Here is a 16,007-nt window from a genome sequence, read left to right as displayed (position 1 = left end):
GCATACATGGACTATGAGCTAAGTTCGGGCGGCCTCTGGGGAGGCAGTGATGAAGAAGTTTATATTCCGTATTCTGCTGCACCGGCGAAAGTGCAGACCGAGGAGACAGCTGATGAAGATACAAATTCGGGGTATGCGAAGTTTAAGGATGTCGTCAGTGGCTTGTTGGACGACATGCCGTGGCTGATTTATGACCGCGGAATCGGCAATGATACCTATCACGTTGTGGATCAGAAAGAGCCGGTATTCGGCATTGTATCAGAGCAGCCCGGCGGATACCCCGGAGAAGCTGATACATTGTCTCTTGATTATAACGTCAATCCGGATGATCTGGAGTTTATCCGTTTGGACGGCGATCTTCTGCTGAATGATCCCGTGCATGAGGTTTACATCATGCTCAAGAGTGAGTTCTCCGATCCGGGCAAGCGTATTGAATACATCAAATATGGCGATACTACAATGGATTACGAGGCACTCTGCTGCCAGACGAATCTGTTTGTCGGCACAGAAAAACAGGACACCCTGACCGGCTACCCGGAAACCAACTATATGTGGGGCAAGGGCGACAATGACACGATAACAGGAAATGACGCAACTAATTATATGCTTGGCTATGACGGCGACGATACAATAACGCTGACTGATGCGTGCTTCGGGCTGTTTCATGGAAAAGGCGGCGACAACTATGTTTATGGCATGGATGGCAATGATACGATTAGGTTGAGCAGCGGTAATGATTTCATTTGGGGCGGCAAGGGTGACGATGTCATTAAGAGCGGTTCCGGCGATGACATCATTTACTATGAGCTAGGTGATGGCAATGATATCATCGATGATACAAATGGAAAGGGTTTTCAGCCGGCTGATGGCTACGATGTGCTCTGGCTCGGTGAGGGAATTGAGCCGAAGGATGTACACGTCTCGCTTGCTGACGGTTACTATGAATTTGTCCTTACCATTACAAAGACCGGCGAGACAATTTCCATGCCCGGCAACATTTATTCCGTTCGCTCTCCGGTTTTCCCGATTGAAGAGATACATTTTGCAGACGGTACCACATGGAACCGCGTGAGTATGCTGGAGCAGTCCTGCTTCCTCTACGGTACGGACGGAGACGATGAACTTACATTCCGAGCAGACGTTGACGCTCGGTCTAGAAAAGACTATATTGCTAATGCCACGATTTACGGGTATGACGGCAATGATACTCTGATTGGCGGCGACGGCAGTGACAGCATCTATGGCGGCAAAGGGGATGATACCATCCGTGGCGGAAACGGTGATGACACGATTTACTACGGGCTCGGCGACGGAAATGACCTGATTAATATGGGTAACGGCAGATCCTCACAACCACAGGGCGGATACAATGTGCTTGTGCTGGGCGAAGGCATTTTGCCGGATGAAGTAACCGTCGAACGCTCTTCCGACAAATACAGCTTTACACTCCATATCAACAAGACTGGTGAGTCTGTTACGATGACAGGTAATGTCATTTCCGGTGTTTCAAATCTTTTCCCGATCAAGGAGATTCGCTTTGCAGACGGAACCGTCTGGACGATTGACAATCTGTCTGCCAATGCAACAACAACCAAGTCAACGACTGCTACTACAAAAGTGACGACCACTAATTCAACAACTGCTACTACAAAAGTGACGACCACTAATGCAACAACTGCTACTACAAAAGTGACGACCACTAATTCAACAACTGCTACTACAAAAGTCACGACCGCTAATGCAACAACTGCTACTACAAAAGTGACAACGGCTAATGCAACAACTGCTACTACAAAAACGACAACGGCTAATGCAACAACTGCTACTACAAAAGTGACAACCGCTAAGACGACAGCAGCTACCGTGGAAACCACAACAACATCCACGACACACCCCGCTGCCACAACTACAACGACTACAGCACCAGTTACAGCGCTGACTTACGGTGATGCAAACTGCGACGGTGCAGTTGACATGGCAGATGCAGTTCTTATCATGCAGGCTCTCGCAAATCCTAACAAGTACGGTATTAATGGTACCGACAGCAGGCATCTTACAGATCAGGGTTCTATAAATGCAGATGTTGACACATCAACAGCAGGCATTACAGGAAATGACGCGTTAAAAATACAGAAATTTCTTCTTAAGATCATAAGCAGTCTTGATTAAAGCGAATAAACATGTGGAGATTATTAATACTTCAATAATTGAAATAGAACAGCTAAAGCAGAAATTGTTTTTAATCTGAATAATTATATTCCACTTAATTATTCCACACAAAAAATATAAAATGCTATAAATAGACAAAAGCGGGCCATTACAAATATTCGAATCCATCTCTGTCCGCTCTTTTAAAGAAGCCTGTATTTCGAGAAGAACATCGAAATACAGGCTCTTCTGTTACTTACAGAAAGCAGTTTGAAATGCATTTTTGCAGTTCCATGTGCAGAAAAAACAGGTGAAATACACACGAAATGCACATGAAATGCACACGATTGAAAGGTAGTATAACGATACGAAAGAAGCAGCTCCCGTGTGAGGGTAATGTCATTAAGCTAGCGTAAACTGATGAGTCGCAACTTATACTTCCCGAATTTTCGAGAAGTAGTTTTTATTTATTAAAAAAGCTTTCACTGAAAATCAATATAATAACATAGATTTCATGCTTTTTTTATGATATGATTGTATAAGGAAAAGTATATCCGCCTTCTGATTTATATTAAGGGGGAATTTATATGAAAAAAATCCTTTCCGTAATCATTTCATTACTGACATTTATTTCCTTCTCCTCCTTCAGCGTATCTGCCGAAGATAAGCTCTATCCTGATACTTCAGATGATTCTGTATTAAATATCTCGCAAACACGATATTTAGCCGATATAAACAACGATGAAGAACTCAATGTTGGTGATCTGGTAACCATGATGCTGTTTCTTCGCGGTTCCGAAGGATACAAAGATACAATAGTTTATGCTGACGAATTAAATTATCTCGACATCAATTTAGACGGCAACGCAGACATTTTCGACCTTGTAGAGTTAAGGAAAGCAGTTATAGCACCAGATACAGCCTATAAACAAGTAAGCAGCGTTGATATTCTTAAAACAGCAGATAAGACTGAATTAGAATCAGCTTTCATAAGTTCAACTGATGAGCTCACAGCTTACCTTGCAAATATCGGCACAGATAATGATGAGATACAGAAATACACTGATATCTATGATGATAACTTTTTCAAAGGAAGTGACGTTATATTCGGTACACTTGAACAGGAATACGGTGAGGGAGTTCATTTCATACCACCCGTATGTGATTATCTGCAAGGTAAATTCCTTGATATAGTCGAAAGAGAGGAAATCAACGAATATTATGGAATAGATCCGGAGATAATAAGAAAATCTAATATTTACTGTCTTTATACTTATCAGCAGTATAAATCTCACCCTATGGTATATAAAAAGAAAAAGAATATCCTTCTGTTCCAGGTAACTGTTCCCAAAACGGTTAGAGAAACAACAAACGATATATGCTTATTATTTGATTTTGAATTATTCACACCTGATTACTATGCCCATCAATATGATTCTCCCGATGGCAATTACAAGCTATATATCACTGTAGCGGAAGATCATTTTATGGACGATACCTGTCAGTATGTGTTCTATGAGATAGAAAATGATGGTTCTTATGCTTATCTCGGAGAATACTATGACGGATATGCATTTGATGGTGATGCTTTCAAACAAAAATATACTGAGATACGCGAAGGCGAATATAGCACATATGTTTTCAGCGATTTATGTAAAATCATATGGCAAAAAAACAGCTTCGACATTCAATTCAAAACATATGTCTTCAACGAAAAGATTAATGACTGGGAATTTAACTGGGAAAGTATCTTCAAAAACCATAGTTAAGTGTAACGACAAAACAAAGCAAGCTTATCTGGAATATCCTGATGGGTAGAATTGAATATATCAATTAACAATACACTTCAAACTTGAATCCGTTTTATTTTTTAAGAAAAGCTATATCAAGCCATTAATATGAGTAAACCGGTCTACTGTCCTCAGTGCCGGTTTTCTTATATGTGTGCTAATAATATTTCAATAATTGAAAGGAAATAGATATATCAGAAAGAGTTTTGAATAAGAATAATTCGATTCCACTCATTTATTCCACACAAAAAATATAAAATGCTATAAATAGACAAAAGCGGGCCATTACAAATATTCGAATCCATCTCTGTCCGCTCTTTTAAAGAAGCCTGTATTTCGAGAAGAACATCGAAATACAGGCTTTTCCTTTTACCTACACAAAACAGTTTCAAATGAAAAATTGCAGTTCCGTGTGCACAAAAAACAGGTGAAATGCACATGAAATGCACACGGAATGCACACGACTGAAAGGTTGTATAACGATACGAAAGAAGCAGCTCCCTCGCGGGTAATGTCATTAAGCTAAGGAAAAGTAAAATAATCACAGGAATCAAAGATCCTGTGATTATTTTTTATGTATATAATGTAAATTTTTGCAAAAAGGTATTGACAAAAAGCCAAAAATGTGCGGCGCAGCTAATCAGATATACACATCTGATTGGAGGTTTTACCGTGCAAAAATACTGTAATATCGTCAAAAACAAGCTTAATACTCTTATCAGCAACATGGAGAAAAATAACTCTGATTTCGTAGTTGATCCTAAGAGAGATTTTGTTCGTAAAAGTGAGCTATCTTTCTCAAAAACATTGAGATTCATTCTCGGAATGGGCAGCCAGACACTTGGCAAGGAGCTTGTAGAATTCTATGATTATGATTCAAAAATGGTATCTGTGTCTGCTATCGTTCAGAGAAGAGCTAAAATACTTCCTGCTGCTTTTCAGTATCTGTTCCATAAATTCAATGAAACATTTTCTCAAACCAATTTCTTTCACGGCTACAGGCTTTATGCTGTGGACGGTTCTGATATACATATTCCTACTGATCCTGATGATAAGGATACTTTTTATCGTGCAAATAATGATGTAAAAGGCTATAACCTCATGCATCTGAATGCTTTGTATGACATTATGAACCGTAGATATATCGATGCTGTATTACAGGACAGTCGCAATGAAAATGAGCATTCTGCTCTCATAAGTATGCTTGAAAATATCGGACATGAGTCCATTATCGTTGCGGATAGAGGATATGAATCCTACAACACGATCGCTCATCTTGAAAATAACGGCTTGAAATATGTGATGCGCATCAAGACAAGCGGTGGAATTGCTCATAAATTCAACATTCCCCATAATGAGGAAGCTGATTTTGCTGCAAATATTATTATTACAAGAAGACAAACTAATGAAGTTAAGGCTAATCCTGAACTTTATCGTTATCTTCCGCACTCTTCAAATTTCGACTTCCTTCCGAAAGAATCGAAAGATACATATCCTCTTAAATTCAGGATAATAAGGCTCAAGATATCTGAAGATAACTATGAAACCATTGTTACCAATCTCTGTGATGATGAGTTCTCTGCCGAAGATATAAAGATGATATACAAAATGCGCTGGGGGATCGAGACTTCATTCAGAGAACTGAAGTACCAGGTTGGTCTTATTGCTTTCCATTCAAAGAAAAAGGACTGCGTGATACAGGAAATCTTTGCAAGTCTTATCATGTATAACTTATCTATGCTGATTACCGAAAATATCACCATAGATGACGATAAGCATAATGATTACCGCTATAAAATCAATTATGCTTTTGCTATACATATCTGCATCAAATTCTTTCGCTCTGCACACGCAAATCCTTTTCTTTTGGAAGAGCTGATAGCAAGAAACAAGTGCCCTGTCAGACCTGATCGTATTGCTGATAGGAAAACTCGATATCATTCTGCTATTCCCTTCAACTACAGACTATCATAATTCTTCGATTATGTCAATCTTTTTTCAGGCAGATCTCGGATCTGTCTTTTCGTCATGCATTTTTTGCGAATGTAACAGCAGGAGTATGTCTGGTCATATTCCAAACATACTCCTGTTCTTTTTCGTATTTGATTAGCTTAATGACATTACCCTCGCGGGAGCTGTTGTTCTCTTTTAAGATTGCTTATAATCAGATATTGAACCCAAAGTATTGGTCAATTGAACAAATAAAGAACAAGAAAACGTAGGATACCTTTCCGTTATTATTACAAATAGCAAAATCGAGAACAGCTACACAAGCCGTTCTCGATATTTTTATTCTTAGCAGAGCTTTATAGGTTGCTTTGGCTCAAAATTAGTTGCCATAGTCCATGTAACGGCGGTGCAGTTCTTCATCACGAACACCTTCAGAAGGTTGTCGATGCCGTTGTCCTTCCATGCTTGCAGAAACTTTCTGGACGGGTGGTTGAATATCTCCTCACGGAGCGTAGGATCCTCGTTGAGTTCAAGTGTTCCTGTAACTCTGATCTGAACATCACCGCAGGCGAAGCACATCTCTGCCTTTGGGTTAGCCATTATCTGGCTGAAAACGTCCTTCGTGGAGGCTGTGTGGAACACAAAACCGTTCTCGTCGGCGCGGAACATGAGCATACCTCTTACTCGCGGCTGGTCGCCGTCCATAGTAGCAAGGTGGAATACGGGGTGTTTGTTGATAAGGTCAAAAATCTCATTGGCTGTCATTTTCATCATCCTTTCTGAATTTATGTTATCCCTTTCAGGATATAAGCTTGAATCATAGTTTTATAACTACCTCAATACCATTGTCAACAGCCTTGCGGAACTTCTCTCCGTCATCGGGTGAGCCTGCGACTGTTCCGTAATGTATCGGGATAGCGTACTTGGGACGGATAGTATTTGCAAGCTCCGCCGCCTGCACCGCATCGGTTGTGAACGTGCCGCCCGCGGGAATGAGGGCAATGTCGCACTTCACCTGCTTGTTGTCGGGAGTAATATCCGTATCCCCTGCGATGTAAATGCGTCCGTGGTCGGGACTGTCGATGATATAGCCCAGCCAGCCGCTGGACTGAGGGTGGAATGGCTTGCCGATGTTGTACGCAGGGACAGCCTCAAATCTCACACCGAGGACTTCAAGCTTCTCGCCTGCGGTGACCTGCTTCACGGTCAGACCAAGCTCCTGCGGCTCGATCATGGAGGACGGACAGACGATAACAGTGTCTGACTTCGTCACCTTGCGTATATCATCAGGGGAGTAGTGGTCGAAGTGGCTGTGTGTGATGAGGATAATGTCAGCGTCGTGAGCAGAGTTCTTGATGTTATACGGATCGGAGTATATGATCTTTCCATCTTCAATGCGGATACTGCTGTGTTCGTTTATGGTTATGAAATCAAGCATGGTGTGACCTCCCTATCGTTTTTTTAAATTATAGCACATTTCATAGTGAATAGCAAGTGATTTCCTGATGTTCATATAAACCTGTGCTCTCAGGAATTCTGCGCTGTCTAAGTAATTGCGTTTTATTGACATGGCAGTGATGCTATGCTATAATTGTTATTAATACAATCGTAGTTTGAGGAGCTGACAAACTGTGACAATAGAATACAGAAAAGCTGAAACAGAAGATGCAGAAATGCTGATAAATATCTACAATGCTTCATTTTACAGTGATTACAGGAGATTTGGCAAGTGTCCCGGTTATGGTAAAACGATAGAAATGATGGAAGCTTCAATAAGAGATAATCCGAAATATATCATACTATGCGATAATAAACCTGTTGGATGTGTTTCTTGTAAAATGCAGGAAAAGAGAGTGTATGAGATCACTTGCCTGTGCATTGTTCCTGAGTATCAGGACAAAGGAATAGGTACACAAGCAGTTCAGTTTGTAAAGGCTCTTTATGAGGATTGGGAGAAGATAACTTTAGTAACCCCTGTGGATAAGAAAGAGAATGTTAAGTTCTACACTGAAAAATGCGGATTTCATATAGTATCCACTGAAACAGACGGTAATGTTGAGCTTGCTCGGTTCGTTCTGGAAAAGCAGATATTAACAGCAGAATAAAACACAATGCCCCTGAGCGTTTATTGAAACGTTCAGGGGCAAAACCGTATGGGTATGTTTTTTTACTCACTCACAATGGGTATCCATATCTGGCTCTTGTAGTCAGGCGAAGTCATATCGCCGTCGGGATAAGCCTCGATGTCCATTTCGTAGGTGGGAGTATAGTCCGAGGTGGGGAAGAACTCCGAACAGAGCTCGTGCCAGAGCTGCTGTATAGCGTCGGGCATTGCGCCTGTACACTCGGCAACTACCCACTTTCTTGCAGGGATAGTGTTCACACGGAAGCCCTCTGGAGCCACCGTATCGGGAGCGCACTCCACGGCGATACCATAGTCAAATGTCTCGGAGTTTGTGTGACCGTTGCCGTAGCAGGTACCGTAGATAAACGTCTTGTCCGAGGCATATCTGAGTAATGTGTCAATAGTGCCGTCGGAGTGGGCTCTGCCCCAGAATTTGGGGATAGAATTCAGATTTTGCTCGCCTACAACAGTGTGCTGCTCAACCTTTTCGAGAACTGTAAACGCCTCTTTAGTAACGATGTTATAATTCATAGAATTACCGCCTTTCAAAATGATCTGCACCTTGAAACGAGAAAATGAACGGAGCCTGCCGCCCTCGCGCTTAGCCTCCGTAGGGGTTACGCCGTGGAAGCGCGTAAACGCTCTTGTGAAGCTCTCGGGCGACTCGTAGCCGTATTTCAGAGCCGTGTCGATGACCTTGACGTCCGCCTTCATCAGCTCACTGCCGGCAAGTGTGAGCCGTCTGCTGCGGATATATTCGCCTACGGTGATACCGCAAAGTATGCCGAATATCTTCTGGAAATAGTACGGTGAGCACGCCGCCTGCCTTGCGACCTCGGAGAGATCGAGCTCGTCTGTGATGTGCTCCTCGATGTAGTCGATAGCTTTCTGAATACCTGTGGCTAAGTTCATTTGTTTTCACTTCCTTTTCTTGGTGTAATTCTATTATAGCATTTGAAAGACACGGTGTCCTGATATTTTGTGGCTTTTTGTGTCAGATTTTTTCTTGTGCTCGTTTATATATTAATATTTTAGTATTTAAAATGCCCCTATTATTTCTTCAGTATTAATACGAATTTTTTTTATAGGTCGCTTAAAAAATTCTTTTAAATCGATATAACGCCGTTCTTTACCTTCAAATAATCGAATAAATTGTTGATCTTTTTTTGAGATGCATAATACTTCGCCATCACCTATTATTTTACCTATGATAATATAATCATCAGGGAATGTAGAAATTTGAAGTGACTTTACTTCTGAAATATTAAAGAAAACAATGTATTCATCTGCAATATCTGCGCCATTTGAAAAACGCATAAAGTCTTTGTATGATTCCGGAAAAGTAGTGTTGAAGTATTTTTCTAAATCTAATAGTTCGTCATCAGTTGCAGGCTGATTAAATTCAAAAAACATTTTATGTTCAGTTTTCTTTGCAATATAAACTATTTCATTGATTTCGTCAGATAAGCTATTATTCGGTATTTCTGGTATGTACATAAAATCATCCTTTCTTTTGAAAATACGACCTCACAGGTGGCTTGTTGTGTCAGGTGGTTTATTCTTCAAATAAGTGCCGCAATATCTGCCTGCGGTCATTGATGAACATCTTTGTTATCTGGTAGCTCTGCGTATCCTCATAGCTTATGGACTGAATTCTTTCATCGTCAAAGCTGAGAATATCTGCGTTCGGATAGCCGAGCAGTATGGGCGAATGTGTAACTATGATGAACTGCGAATCGTTCTTCACACATTTGGATATTTCAAGCAGCAGTGTCAGCTGTCTCTGTGGAGACAGAGCAGCTTCGGGCTCATCGAGGATATATAGACCGTTCTGATCGAAGTTCTTTTGTATGACCGAAAGGAAGCTCTCGCCGTGGGACTTTTCATGGTAGTGCTGAGGTATACCTTGTATTTTAGAATACTCTTCCTCGGCAGTCGCCACATTGTAAAAGCTCTCCGCTCTGAGAAAATATCCCCACTTGGCTTTGTTGAAGCTCCTTATCAGCCTGACAGCGTCGTGAAGCTCGGAATGAGAGTCGTAGGTGGAGAAGCTGTAATTCAGCGTACCGCCCTCGGGATTGAAGCCATAAGCGACAGCGATAGCCTCTAAAAGAGTGGACTTTCCGCTGCCGTTTTCGCCTACAAAAAAGGTCACAGGCGATTTGATGGTCAGCTCGTCAAGAGATTTGATAGCGGATATTTTTCGGAGATAGCTATCGCGCCCTATCTTGTCCCATTTTATTTTCAGTCCTGTGAGATATAATTCGTTGGGTTCAAGCATTGCTGCACCTCGTTTTTCTTAAACATTTATTACTATGTTTTATCATCATGATCAGTACAGATGTATCCCATGAATAGTTTCTTCTAGATTCTGAATGATCAATTTTTCGTAGTTACGGCTTATCATTCCTAATTCTGAATTATCATATATCCTGATATGACGTGCTGACTCTAAAACAAGAGATATCATTTTCTTGATCTCGTCAGAGTCGGTGATTACAGTTTCTATTATGTCTATATTCCATATTATACGAGAGTAGATACATCCTCCACGCAGACAATATCTGTGATCATTATAATCTGCAATCAAACAAAACATCCAATGTGGTCCCGGTGTATTCAGAACATATATAGTCAGTTCATCAGTGTACAAGATACCCCAAAGACTACATCTTCTTTTGTTACTTTGCGCTCCGAGTTGTTCTAAGATTCTTTTTCGTTCTTTATCATCTGTGACTTTGACATATCTCATTGTATCACCTCGGTTTTCCTGTAATCCAACCTCACCAACGCCTTACCGTTTGGCAGTGGACAGGACTCCTGCAAAATCAGCGAGTAGCCTGTCTCGTTTATGGCAGCCGTCAGTGCCGCTTCTTCCATTTGGTGGTGAATCTCGTCCAGCCTGTCGAAAGCGTGGAGATACGGTGACTCCGACACCCACAGTTCCGCGTCTGTGTTTATCTGTATCACGCAGGACACATATTCGGGAGCGGTCTGCAAAACGGCTCGCTGAAACGCTCCGTAGCCGATGTACTCGATAAGCAGGTTTGCTATCAGGAGCTGTGACTTCGGGAGCTTTTCCGCCTCGTTTATAAGGTCAAGTTGCAGGCAATCCAGTACGCCCGAAAGCTCAGTATATCGCTGAGCAACTGCACGAAGATAGTCCGCATTTATGTCCACGCCGTAGACCTTGCGGAACTTATCGGGACTGACGTGTTCAAGACCATTTCCGCCTGCGATACCGAGCACCGTTGCTGTATCGACAGGATACGCCGCAAACTGCTCCTTCATTATGGCGTTCATCGCCTGAAGCTGCCGTACGGAGTCAAGGCTCATGTGTTTTTCGTAGTCGTCAAGACTTATTTCTTCCCATGGGTTGCTCATATGCAGTACCTTTCCAAGTCGTACTCATCATCTATCAGGAAATAATCAAGTCCGTACCTGAGACAGCCGCGGAGATATTCCTGATTGTCCTGTATTATTTCATCCATATTGGGGGCGTTGGAGAGCCTTTTCTCGATAACGTTCCCGAAGTTAACAATATCGCTGAAATGGCTGTTTATGTACTTTTCACTCATTATAAGGCAGATGTATTTTATCTGCGCCAGGTAGTCGGCGTCAAAGCTGTTCTTCCAGTCAAAGGGGATATAACAGCCCTCGACAATGAGGTTTTGATCGTTCTCAATGGCAGTCTTTATCATCTCTTTCAGAATGTCCCAGAGATATGCTGTCAGTTTATCGTCATCATAAGGAGTCAGCTCGGTTTGACCGCTTCTTATCAGCCCCATTTTCAGTTGGTCGATAGACAGGTAAGGGTACTTGTATTTTTCGAGCAGTTTCTGTGCGAGAAGTGTCTTCCCCGTGTGTGAAGCGCCTGTTATCAGTATTATCATAGACAGCCGCAGCTCCTTTCCGATGTTTTTCATTATTATACCATATTAGGAGAGCTTTTTCAATCAGAATAGTGGACAAAGCGGCTAAGGTGTGATATACTCAAATTATAAATATCGCAAGGAGTGATTAACATGGATAATCTGACAAAAACTAAATTAGAAGCGATAGATCTTTTCCTTAAAGAATTGCATAAAAAAGGATCGTCAAATGTTACATGTCCAATTTGCAAGACAAAACTTGAATTCGTTGAAAATGGCAGTTCCTATACGGTAAAATGTCAGACACAAAATTGTCTTGAAGAATACTTCAGGGGAATATAATTACATTGCAAAATGAACAATTTTTAATTGTGATTTTTCTGAGCACAGAAATAATATACCTGTGGTTTACTTGATTTTTGCAAAAAGCTATGATATAATACAGATAAAGTCAGAACAGGAACGGTCGAAAAAGACCTCTGTAACAAGAATAATTACGAAAGGAGCTACCCGAAATGAAACAGTTTACTATGATCTATCTGTATAGCGAACACTATGAAGAAAGTTTCTATCACGAGAGTGAAGAGGCTCTATTTGTGCTGCATACAGATAAACGTAGTGGATAGTCATTTCGGAGAACACTTTCTTTGTGTTGTGATCCATACAAATGATAAACACCGTCTGTATGTAAGCAGGCGGTGTTTTTGTTTTATCATAATATAGAGAAAGGAGTTGCTCACGATGCCTATAATCGATGTGAAAGCAACAGGTAATAACATAAAGAATATCATCAAATCCAAAGGCTTCAAGATATCCGATGTACAGGCAAGATGCGGTTTCAATACTCCGCAGGCTATATTCAAGTGGATGCGCGGTGACGCTGTGCCTACTATCGACAATCTGATAATACTGGCAGATATGTTTGATATTCCGATAGATAAAATAATAATCGTCACTCGAATATGAGTGACGAAATATGGCGGATTCGTCTAATAGGTCAGGACAAGAGGCTTTCAATCTCTAAATAGTGGGTTCGATCCCCCTATCCGTCACCAGGTAGTCGTCGTCTAATGGAAGGACATCAGATTGTGGCTCTGAGAATAAGAGTTCGATTCTCTTCGATTACCCCACATGGGCAAGTATGCATAGTGGCGATTGCAGCGGACTGTAAATCCGTGACTTTGATACACCGTAGGTTCGACTCCTACCTTGCCCACCAATATGGCGGATTCGTCTAACAGGTCAGGACGAGAGGCTCTCAATCTCTAAATGTCGGGTTCGAATCCCACATCCGTCACCAATGGTCGCATAAGCCTAACTGGTAAGGCAGCAGTTTGCTAAACTGTGAGTAATCGGAATATTCCGATGTCTGAGTTCAAGTCTCAGTACGACCGCCAAAAAGAATGCTCCGTCTGATAATTGGTCAGGCGGAGCTTTTTTGCATAAGAAAAGAATCAGCTCCCGTAAGGGAGCTGTTCGTCCTTTCCGTGATAGATCAAAGCTTATGAAAATGATACAGAAAGTCCCCGCGAGTGCGGGGACTTATAGTTTTACGTTTTAACATTAATCTTGTGGCAGTAGAGTTATCAGCCCGATGAAAGATAGAACTTTATATTTCTTTTTATATGAAATTGATATGCAGTTGATTTTGCAAGTATCGTCAAAAAGTGTAGGAAAAGTGTAGGAAAATACCGAAAAAAGCACTTCCGATTTCTCGAAAGTGCCTATTTCATGAGGGTGGGAGATGGGATTCGAACCCACGGTCTTCGGGACCACAATCCGAAATCACCGAGATTTCAGTATAATTGAGATGTTTAATCAAATTCCTGAAATGGCTTGATTTCACTGAATAGTCATTATATGATATTAGAATTCCTTGGATGATCATCCTACAAATCTCTTACAATAGGCAATAAACTCAATGTCAGAGAGCGGCTTTGAGAAGTAGTAGCCTTGTATCAGATTACCGCCGAAGGACGTAATAATATCCAGTTGTTCCTTAGTCTCAACGCCCTCCTGAAGCACTTGGAGCTTAATGGATTTGAGCTGATTGACCGTGATCATCAGAAAATCCATGCCAGCCTTGTCAGTTGCCTTCCAGAGCAATGACTTGTCTATCTTCACAGTCTTGTAGTTATTGGACATAAGGTTAGCTAAATTAGAATAACCAGTACCATAATCATCCATGGAAAATGTAAAGCCAAAATCTTTCAGCTGTTTCAGCGTATCATTAAATATGCTATTACGGAATACATCCACTGTTTCTGTCAGCTCCAGATTGATGAAAGAGACAGGGACATTATATTTATGTAGTAATCCGGCAAATTTCTGTACAATATTCGCATCTCCGAGCTGATAAGGCGAAACATTCAGTTCAATCCACTCGATGCCATACTGTTCGGGGTGATGGTTTGCATAGAACTCACAGACCTTTTCAAGTACGATCTCGCCAAGATTTGAAATCAGACCATATTCTTCTGCTGCGCTGATAAACTCATCTGGAGGGATAAATCCAAGCTCGTCATCATCCATTCTGACAAGTGCCTCAGCAGAAACAAACGACTGTGAATCTACTGACCATATCGGCTGATAGTACACAAGGAATGACCTGTTTTCACAGGCTCGACGTACAGCGTTGAGCATTCTTGTGCGCTTGCGGATAATATCTACATCCTTGTTATTGCGCAGGATCATATTTGAATCGATAAAGTTAAGATCTCTGCCTCTGTGAAATGCGGAATCAAGAGTAACATTCTCCGTATCTTCAGGGAGATGGAGCACAGTCACAAGTGCATTTAAATAGATTTTCTTATTCCCAATCGTCCAACTCTGATTAAACATTGCTTCCAGTGCTATAAGGTAATCGTTTTCGGCAATATTATAGTTTTCTATTTTGTTCCTGTCCAGCATGATCGCATATTTTTCCGTAGTATAGGCATAAACATTGTTTTGTCCAACCATTTTTGAAATCTTTTCGCAGACAGTGCGGAATGCGACAGTCTTTTCTTCGGAAGAAAGAGTGCTGAGTAGCTGTTCTGTATTTACAAGTGAAACTGCGATAAGTGTCATTTTACTCTTCATATCGCAGGCCGTTTTATAAAATTCAAGGAACACTTTACGTTTATATATATTCAGGTCATTATCGACTTCTAAGCTGGCATTTTCAAATACTATCGTCATCAATGAGAGCATGACTGCTTCTGTAAAAAGCTGTATCTGCAACTGGCGGAACAGTATCTGTATGACTATGCCTGTAATAACGAACCCAAATCCTGAGAACAGATAAAGGATCTTTTGCTTTTGTATGAACGCAGCATTCCTGAGAAGTACATAGATCGTATATCCGAGATAGATCATTACAAGAGCATGAAAAATAAGGAATAATTCTTTTCGGATATAATTGCAGTCAGCATCGTAATAGAACAAGAAATGTAAGAAAAAGTTGGATGCTATCAGGAAAAATGCAATTGCTGCAGGAATGCTGTACAGCACATAAAACTTTTTACGTCGGTTTATAAGATGTCCGCTTATACATTGGACATACAATCCGAATACATACATTGTCAGCACATTGACAAGAAAGTATAAACTGATAGATATGTTTGCCGCCAGATTGATTTTTGATTCAGCAAAATAACCTGCCGAAATATTGCTGAGACCGCCGGAAAGAACACAAGCACAGAGGGCTGCATACAGCATGTGCTTCAAGTGACGTATACGTTTGGACATTATGAAGTAAAATATACAGCATACGCAAAGCATAACAGCAGCAATATCGTAAGAATTATTATAGATCGTGCTCGTCATGTTTATCATCCCCTTTGATAAAATGCGAAACGGCATAACAACAAGCTTTTTGTACTAATATTTTCCGAATATCTATGTGTGAGTGAACAGCTACCTATTTACTTTAATTATATAAGATAAGTTCGAATTATTCAATAGATAAAATGTAAAGTTTTGAATTGATTTAGTCAAGTTCAAAGCTTAGGATTACTATATAAACCAAACATTTAATTATGTAATTGGAGCGTAGACAATTAATATATCAATAATGGAAATGGAACGGCTAAAAACGGTCAAAAACAATGCATAACAAATATCCGAATTTCTCTCTGATCG

The 16,007-nt window shown here is 40.9% G+C and carries 14 protein-coding genes and 5 tRNA genes; 11 read left to right on the top strand and 8 right to left on the bottom strand.

The genetic code is table 11. The features are described from left to right. The first annotated feature begins 174 nt into the window (after positions 1 to 174). From N774_RS0104110 to N774_RS0104100, 3 genes are all read left to right on the top strand, one after another. Positions 175 to 2,169, top strand: a complete 1,995-nt coding sequence (locus N774_RS0104110; protein WP_207640545.1) for a calcium-binding protein — start codon at positions 175 to 177, stop codon at positions 2,167 to 2,169. A 566-nt stretch (positions 2,170 to 2,735) separates the two neighbouring features. Further along, a complete protein-coding gene (locus tag N774_RS0104105; RefSeq protein WP_024860019.1) occupies positions 2,736 to 3,917 on the top strand; it encodes a hypothetical protein in 1,182 nt (393 codons plus the stop codon). A 747-nt stretch (positions 3,918 to 4,664) separates the two neighbouring features. Next, positions 4,665 to 5,912 (top strand): IS4 family transposase, encoded by a 1,248-nt coding sequence (locus tag N774_RS0104100; RefSeq protein WP_155250330.1) that lies wholly within the window; start codon positions 4,665 to 4,667, stop codon positions 5,910 to 5,912. Between the two features lie 321 nt (positions 5,913 to 6,233). On the opposite strand, the gene N774_RS0104095 is transcribed toward N774_RS0104100, so the two are convergent. Together N774_RS0104095 and N774_RS0104090 are read right to left on the bottom strand one after the other, a co-directional pair. Further along, positions 6,234 to 6,653 (bottom strand): pyridoxamine 5'-phosphate oxidase family protein, encoded by a 420-nt coding sequence (locus N774_RS0104095; protein WP_024860018.1) that lies wholly within the window; start codon positions 6,651 to 6,653, stop codon positions 6,234 to 6,236. A gap of 52 nt (positions 6,654 to 6,705) precedes the next feature. Then, the gene (locus tag N774_RS0104090) at positions 6,706 to 7,326 is read right to left on the bottom strand and encodes an MBL fold metallo-hydrolase (protein ID WP_024860017.1); all 621 of its coding nucleotides are present in this window, start codon (positions 7,324 to 7,326) and stop codon (positions 6,706 to 6,708) included. A gap of 193 nt (positions 7,327 to 7,519) precedes the next feature. Between N774_RS0104090 and N774_RS0104085 the strand changes: the two genes are divergently transcribed. Beyond that, positions 7,520 to 7,993 carry a GNAT family N-acetyltransferase gene (locus N774_RS0104085; protein WP_024860016.1) on the top strand — a complete coding sequence of 158 codons (474 nt, stop codon included), beginning with the start codon at positions 7,520 to 7,522 and terminating at the stop codon, positions 7,991 to 7,993. Between the two features lie 62 nt (positions 7,994 to 8,055). Here N774_RS0104085 and N774_RS0104080 read toward each other — a convergent pair whose 3' ends face one another. The 5 genes from N774_RS0104080 to N774_RS0104055 form a co-directional block, all read right to left on the bottom strand. Next, on the bottom strand, positions 8,056 to 8,925 hold the full coding sequence (locus N774_RS0104080; protein ID WP_024860015.1) for an AraC family transcriptional regulator: 870 nt from the start codon (positions 8,923 to 8,925) through the stop codon (positions 8,056 to 8,058). Between the two features lie 126 nt (positions 8,926 to 9,051). Beyond that, positions 9,052 to 9,510 carry an SMI1/KNR4 family protein gene (locus N774_RS0104075; protein ID WP_024860014.1) on the bottom strand — a complete coding sequence of 153 codons (459 nt, stop codon included), beginning with the start codon at positions 9,508 to 9,510 and terminating at the stop codon, positions 9,052 to 9,054. Between the two features lie 58 nt (positions 9,511 to 9,568). Beyond that, positions 9,569 to 10,294 (bottom strand): AAA family ATPase, encoded by a 726-nt coding sequence (locus tag N774_RS0104070; protein ID WP_024860013.1) that lies wholly within the window; start codon positions 10,292 to 10,294, stop codon positions 9,569 to 9,571. Positions 10,295 to 10,761: 467 nt separating this feature from the next. Further along, complete coding sequence (locus N774_RS0104060; RefSeq protein ID WP_024860011.1) at positions 10,762 to 11,397, bottom strand: hypothetical protein; 636 nt, start codon at positions 11,395 to 11,397, stop codon at positions 10,762 to 10,764. Further along, positions 11,394 to 11,906, bottom strand: coding sequence for an AAA family ATPase (locus tag N774_RS0104055; RefSeq protein ID WP_024860010.1), 513 nt, complete (start codon positions 11,904 to 11,906; stop codon positions 11,394 to 11,396). Before N774_RS0104055 ends, N774_RS0104060 begins: the two co-directional genes overlap by 4 nt. Positions 11,907 to 12,038: 132 nt before the next feature. Here N774_RS0104055 and N774_RS0104050 point away from each other — a divergent pair, with 132 nt between their 5' ends. The 7 genes from N774_RS0104050 to N774_RS0104015 all read left to right on the top strand — a co-directional run bounded on the left by N774_RS0104050 (position 12,039) and on the right by N774_RS0104015 (position 13,282). Continuing rightward, positions 12,039 to 12,227, top strand: a complete 189-nt coding sequence (locus N774_RS0104050) for a hypothetical protein (RefSeq protein WP_024860009.1) — start codon at positions 12,039 to 12,041, stop codon at positions 12,225 to 12,227. Positions 12,228 to 12,626: 399 nt separating this feature from the next. Continuing rightward, a complete protein-coding gene (locus tag N774_RS0104040; protein ID WP_024860008.1) occupies positions 12,627 to 12,851 on the top strand; it encodes a helix-turn-helix domain-containing protein in 225 nt (74 codons plus the stop codon). A gap of 12 nt (positions 12,852 to 12,863) precedes the next feature. Beyond that, positions 12,864 to 12,940 (top strand) — tRNA-Glu (locus N774_RS0104035). Position 12,941: 1 nt separating this feature from the next. Continuing rightward, positions 12,942 to 13,015, top strand: a tRNA-His gene (locus N774_RS0104030). A 3-nt stretch (positions 13,016 to 13,018) separates the two neighbouring features. Continuing rightward, positions 13,019 to 13,104: transfer RNA gene (locus N774_RS0104025), tRNA-Tyr, on the top strand. A gap of 4 nt (positions 13,105 to 13,108) precedes the next feature. Beyond that, positions 13,109 to 13,185: transfer RNA gene (locus N774_RS0104020), tRNA-Glu, on the top strand. Between the two features lie 2 nt (positions 13,186 to 13,187). Beyond that, a tRNA-Ser gene (locus N774_RS0104015) sits at positions 13,188 to 13,282 on the top strand. A gap of 487 nt (positions 13,283 to 13,769) precedes the next feature. On the opposite strand, the gene N774_RS0104010 is transcribed toward N774_RS0104015, so the two are convergent. Continuing rightward, positions 13,770 to 15,242 (bottom strand): EAL domain-containing protein, encoded by a 1,473-nt coding sequence (locus tag N774_RS0104010; RefSeq protein ID WP_196231521.1) that lies wholly within the window; start codon positions 15,240 to 15,242, stop codon positions 13,770 to 13,772. Positions 15,243 to 16,007 lie beyond the last annotated feature (765 nt).

The organism is Ruminococcus flavefaciens AE3010 (genome assembly GCF_000526795.1).
Taxonomy (GTDB): Bacteria; Bacillota; Clostridia; order Oscillospirales; family Ruminococcaceae; genus Ruminococcus; species Ruminococcus flavefaciens_D.
Note: the sequence above shows the minus strand (reverse complement) of the source record. Positions and strands in the feature narration are given on the sequence as shown.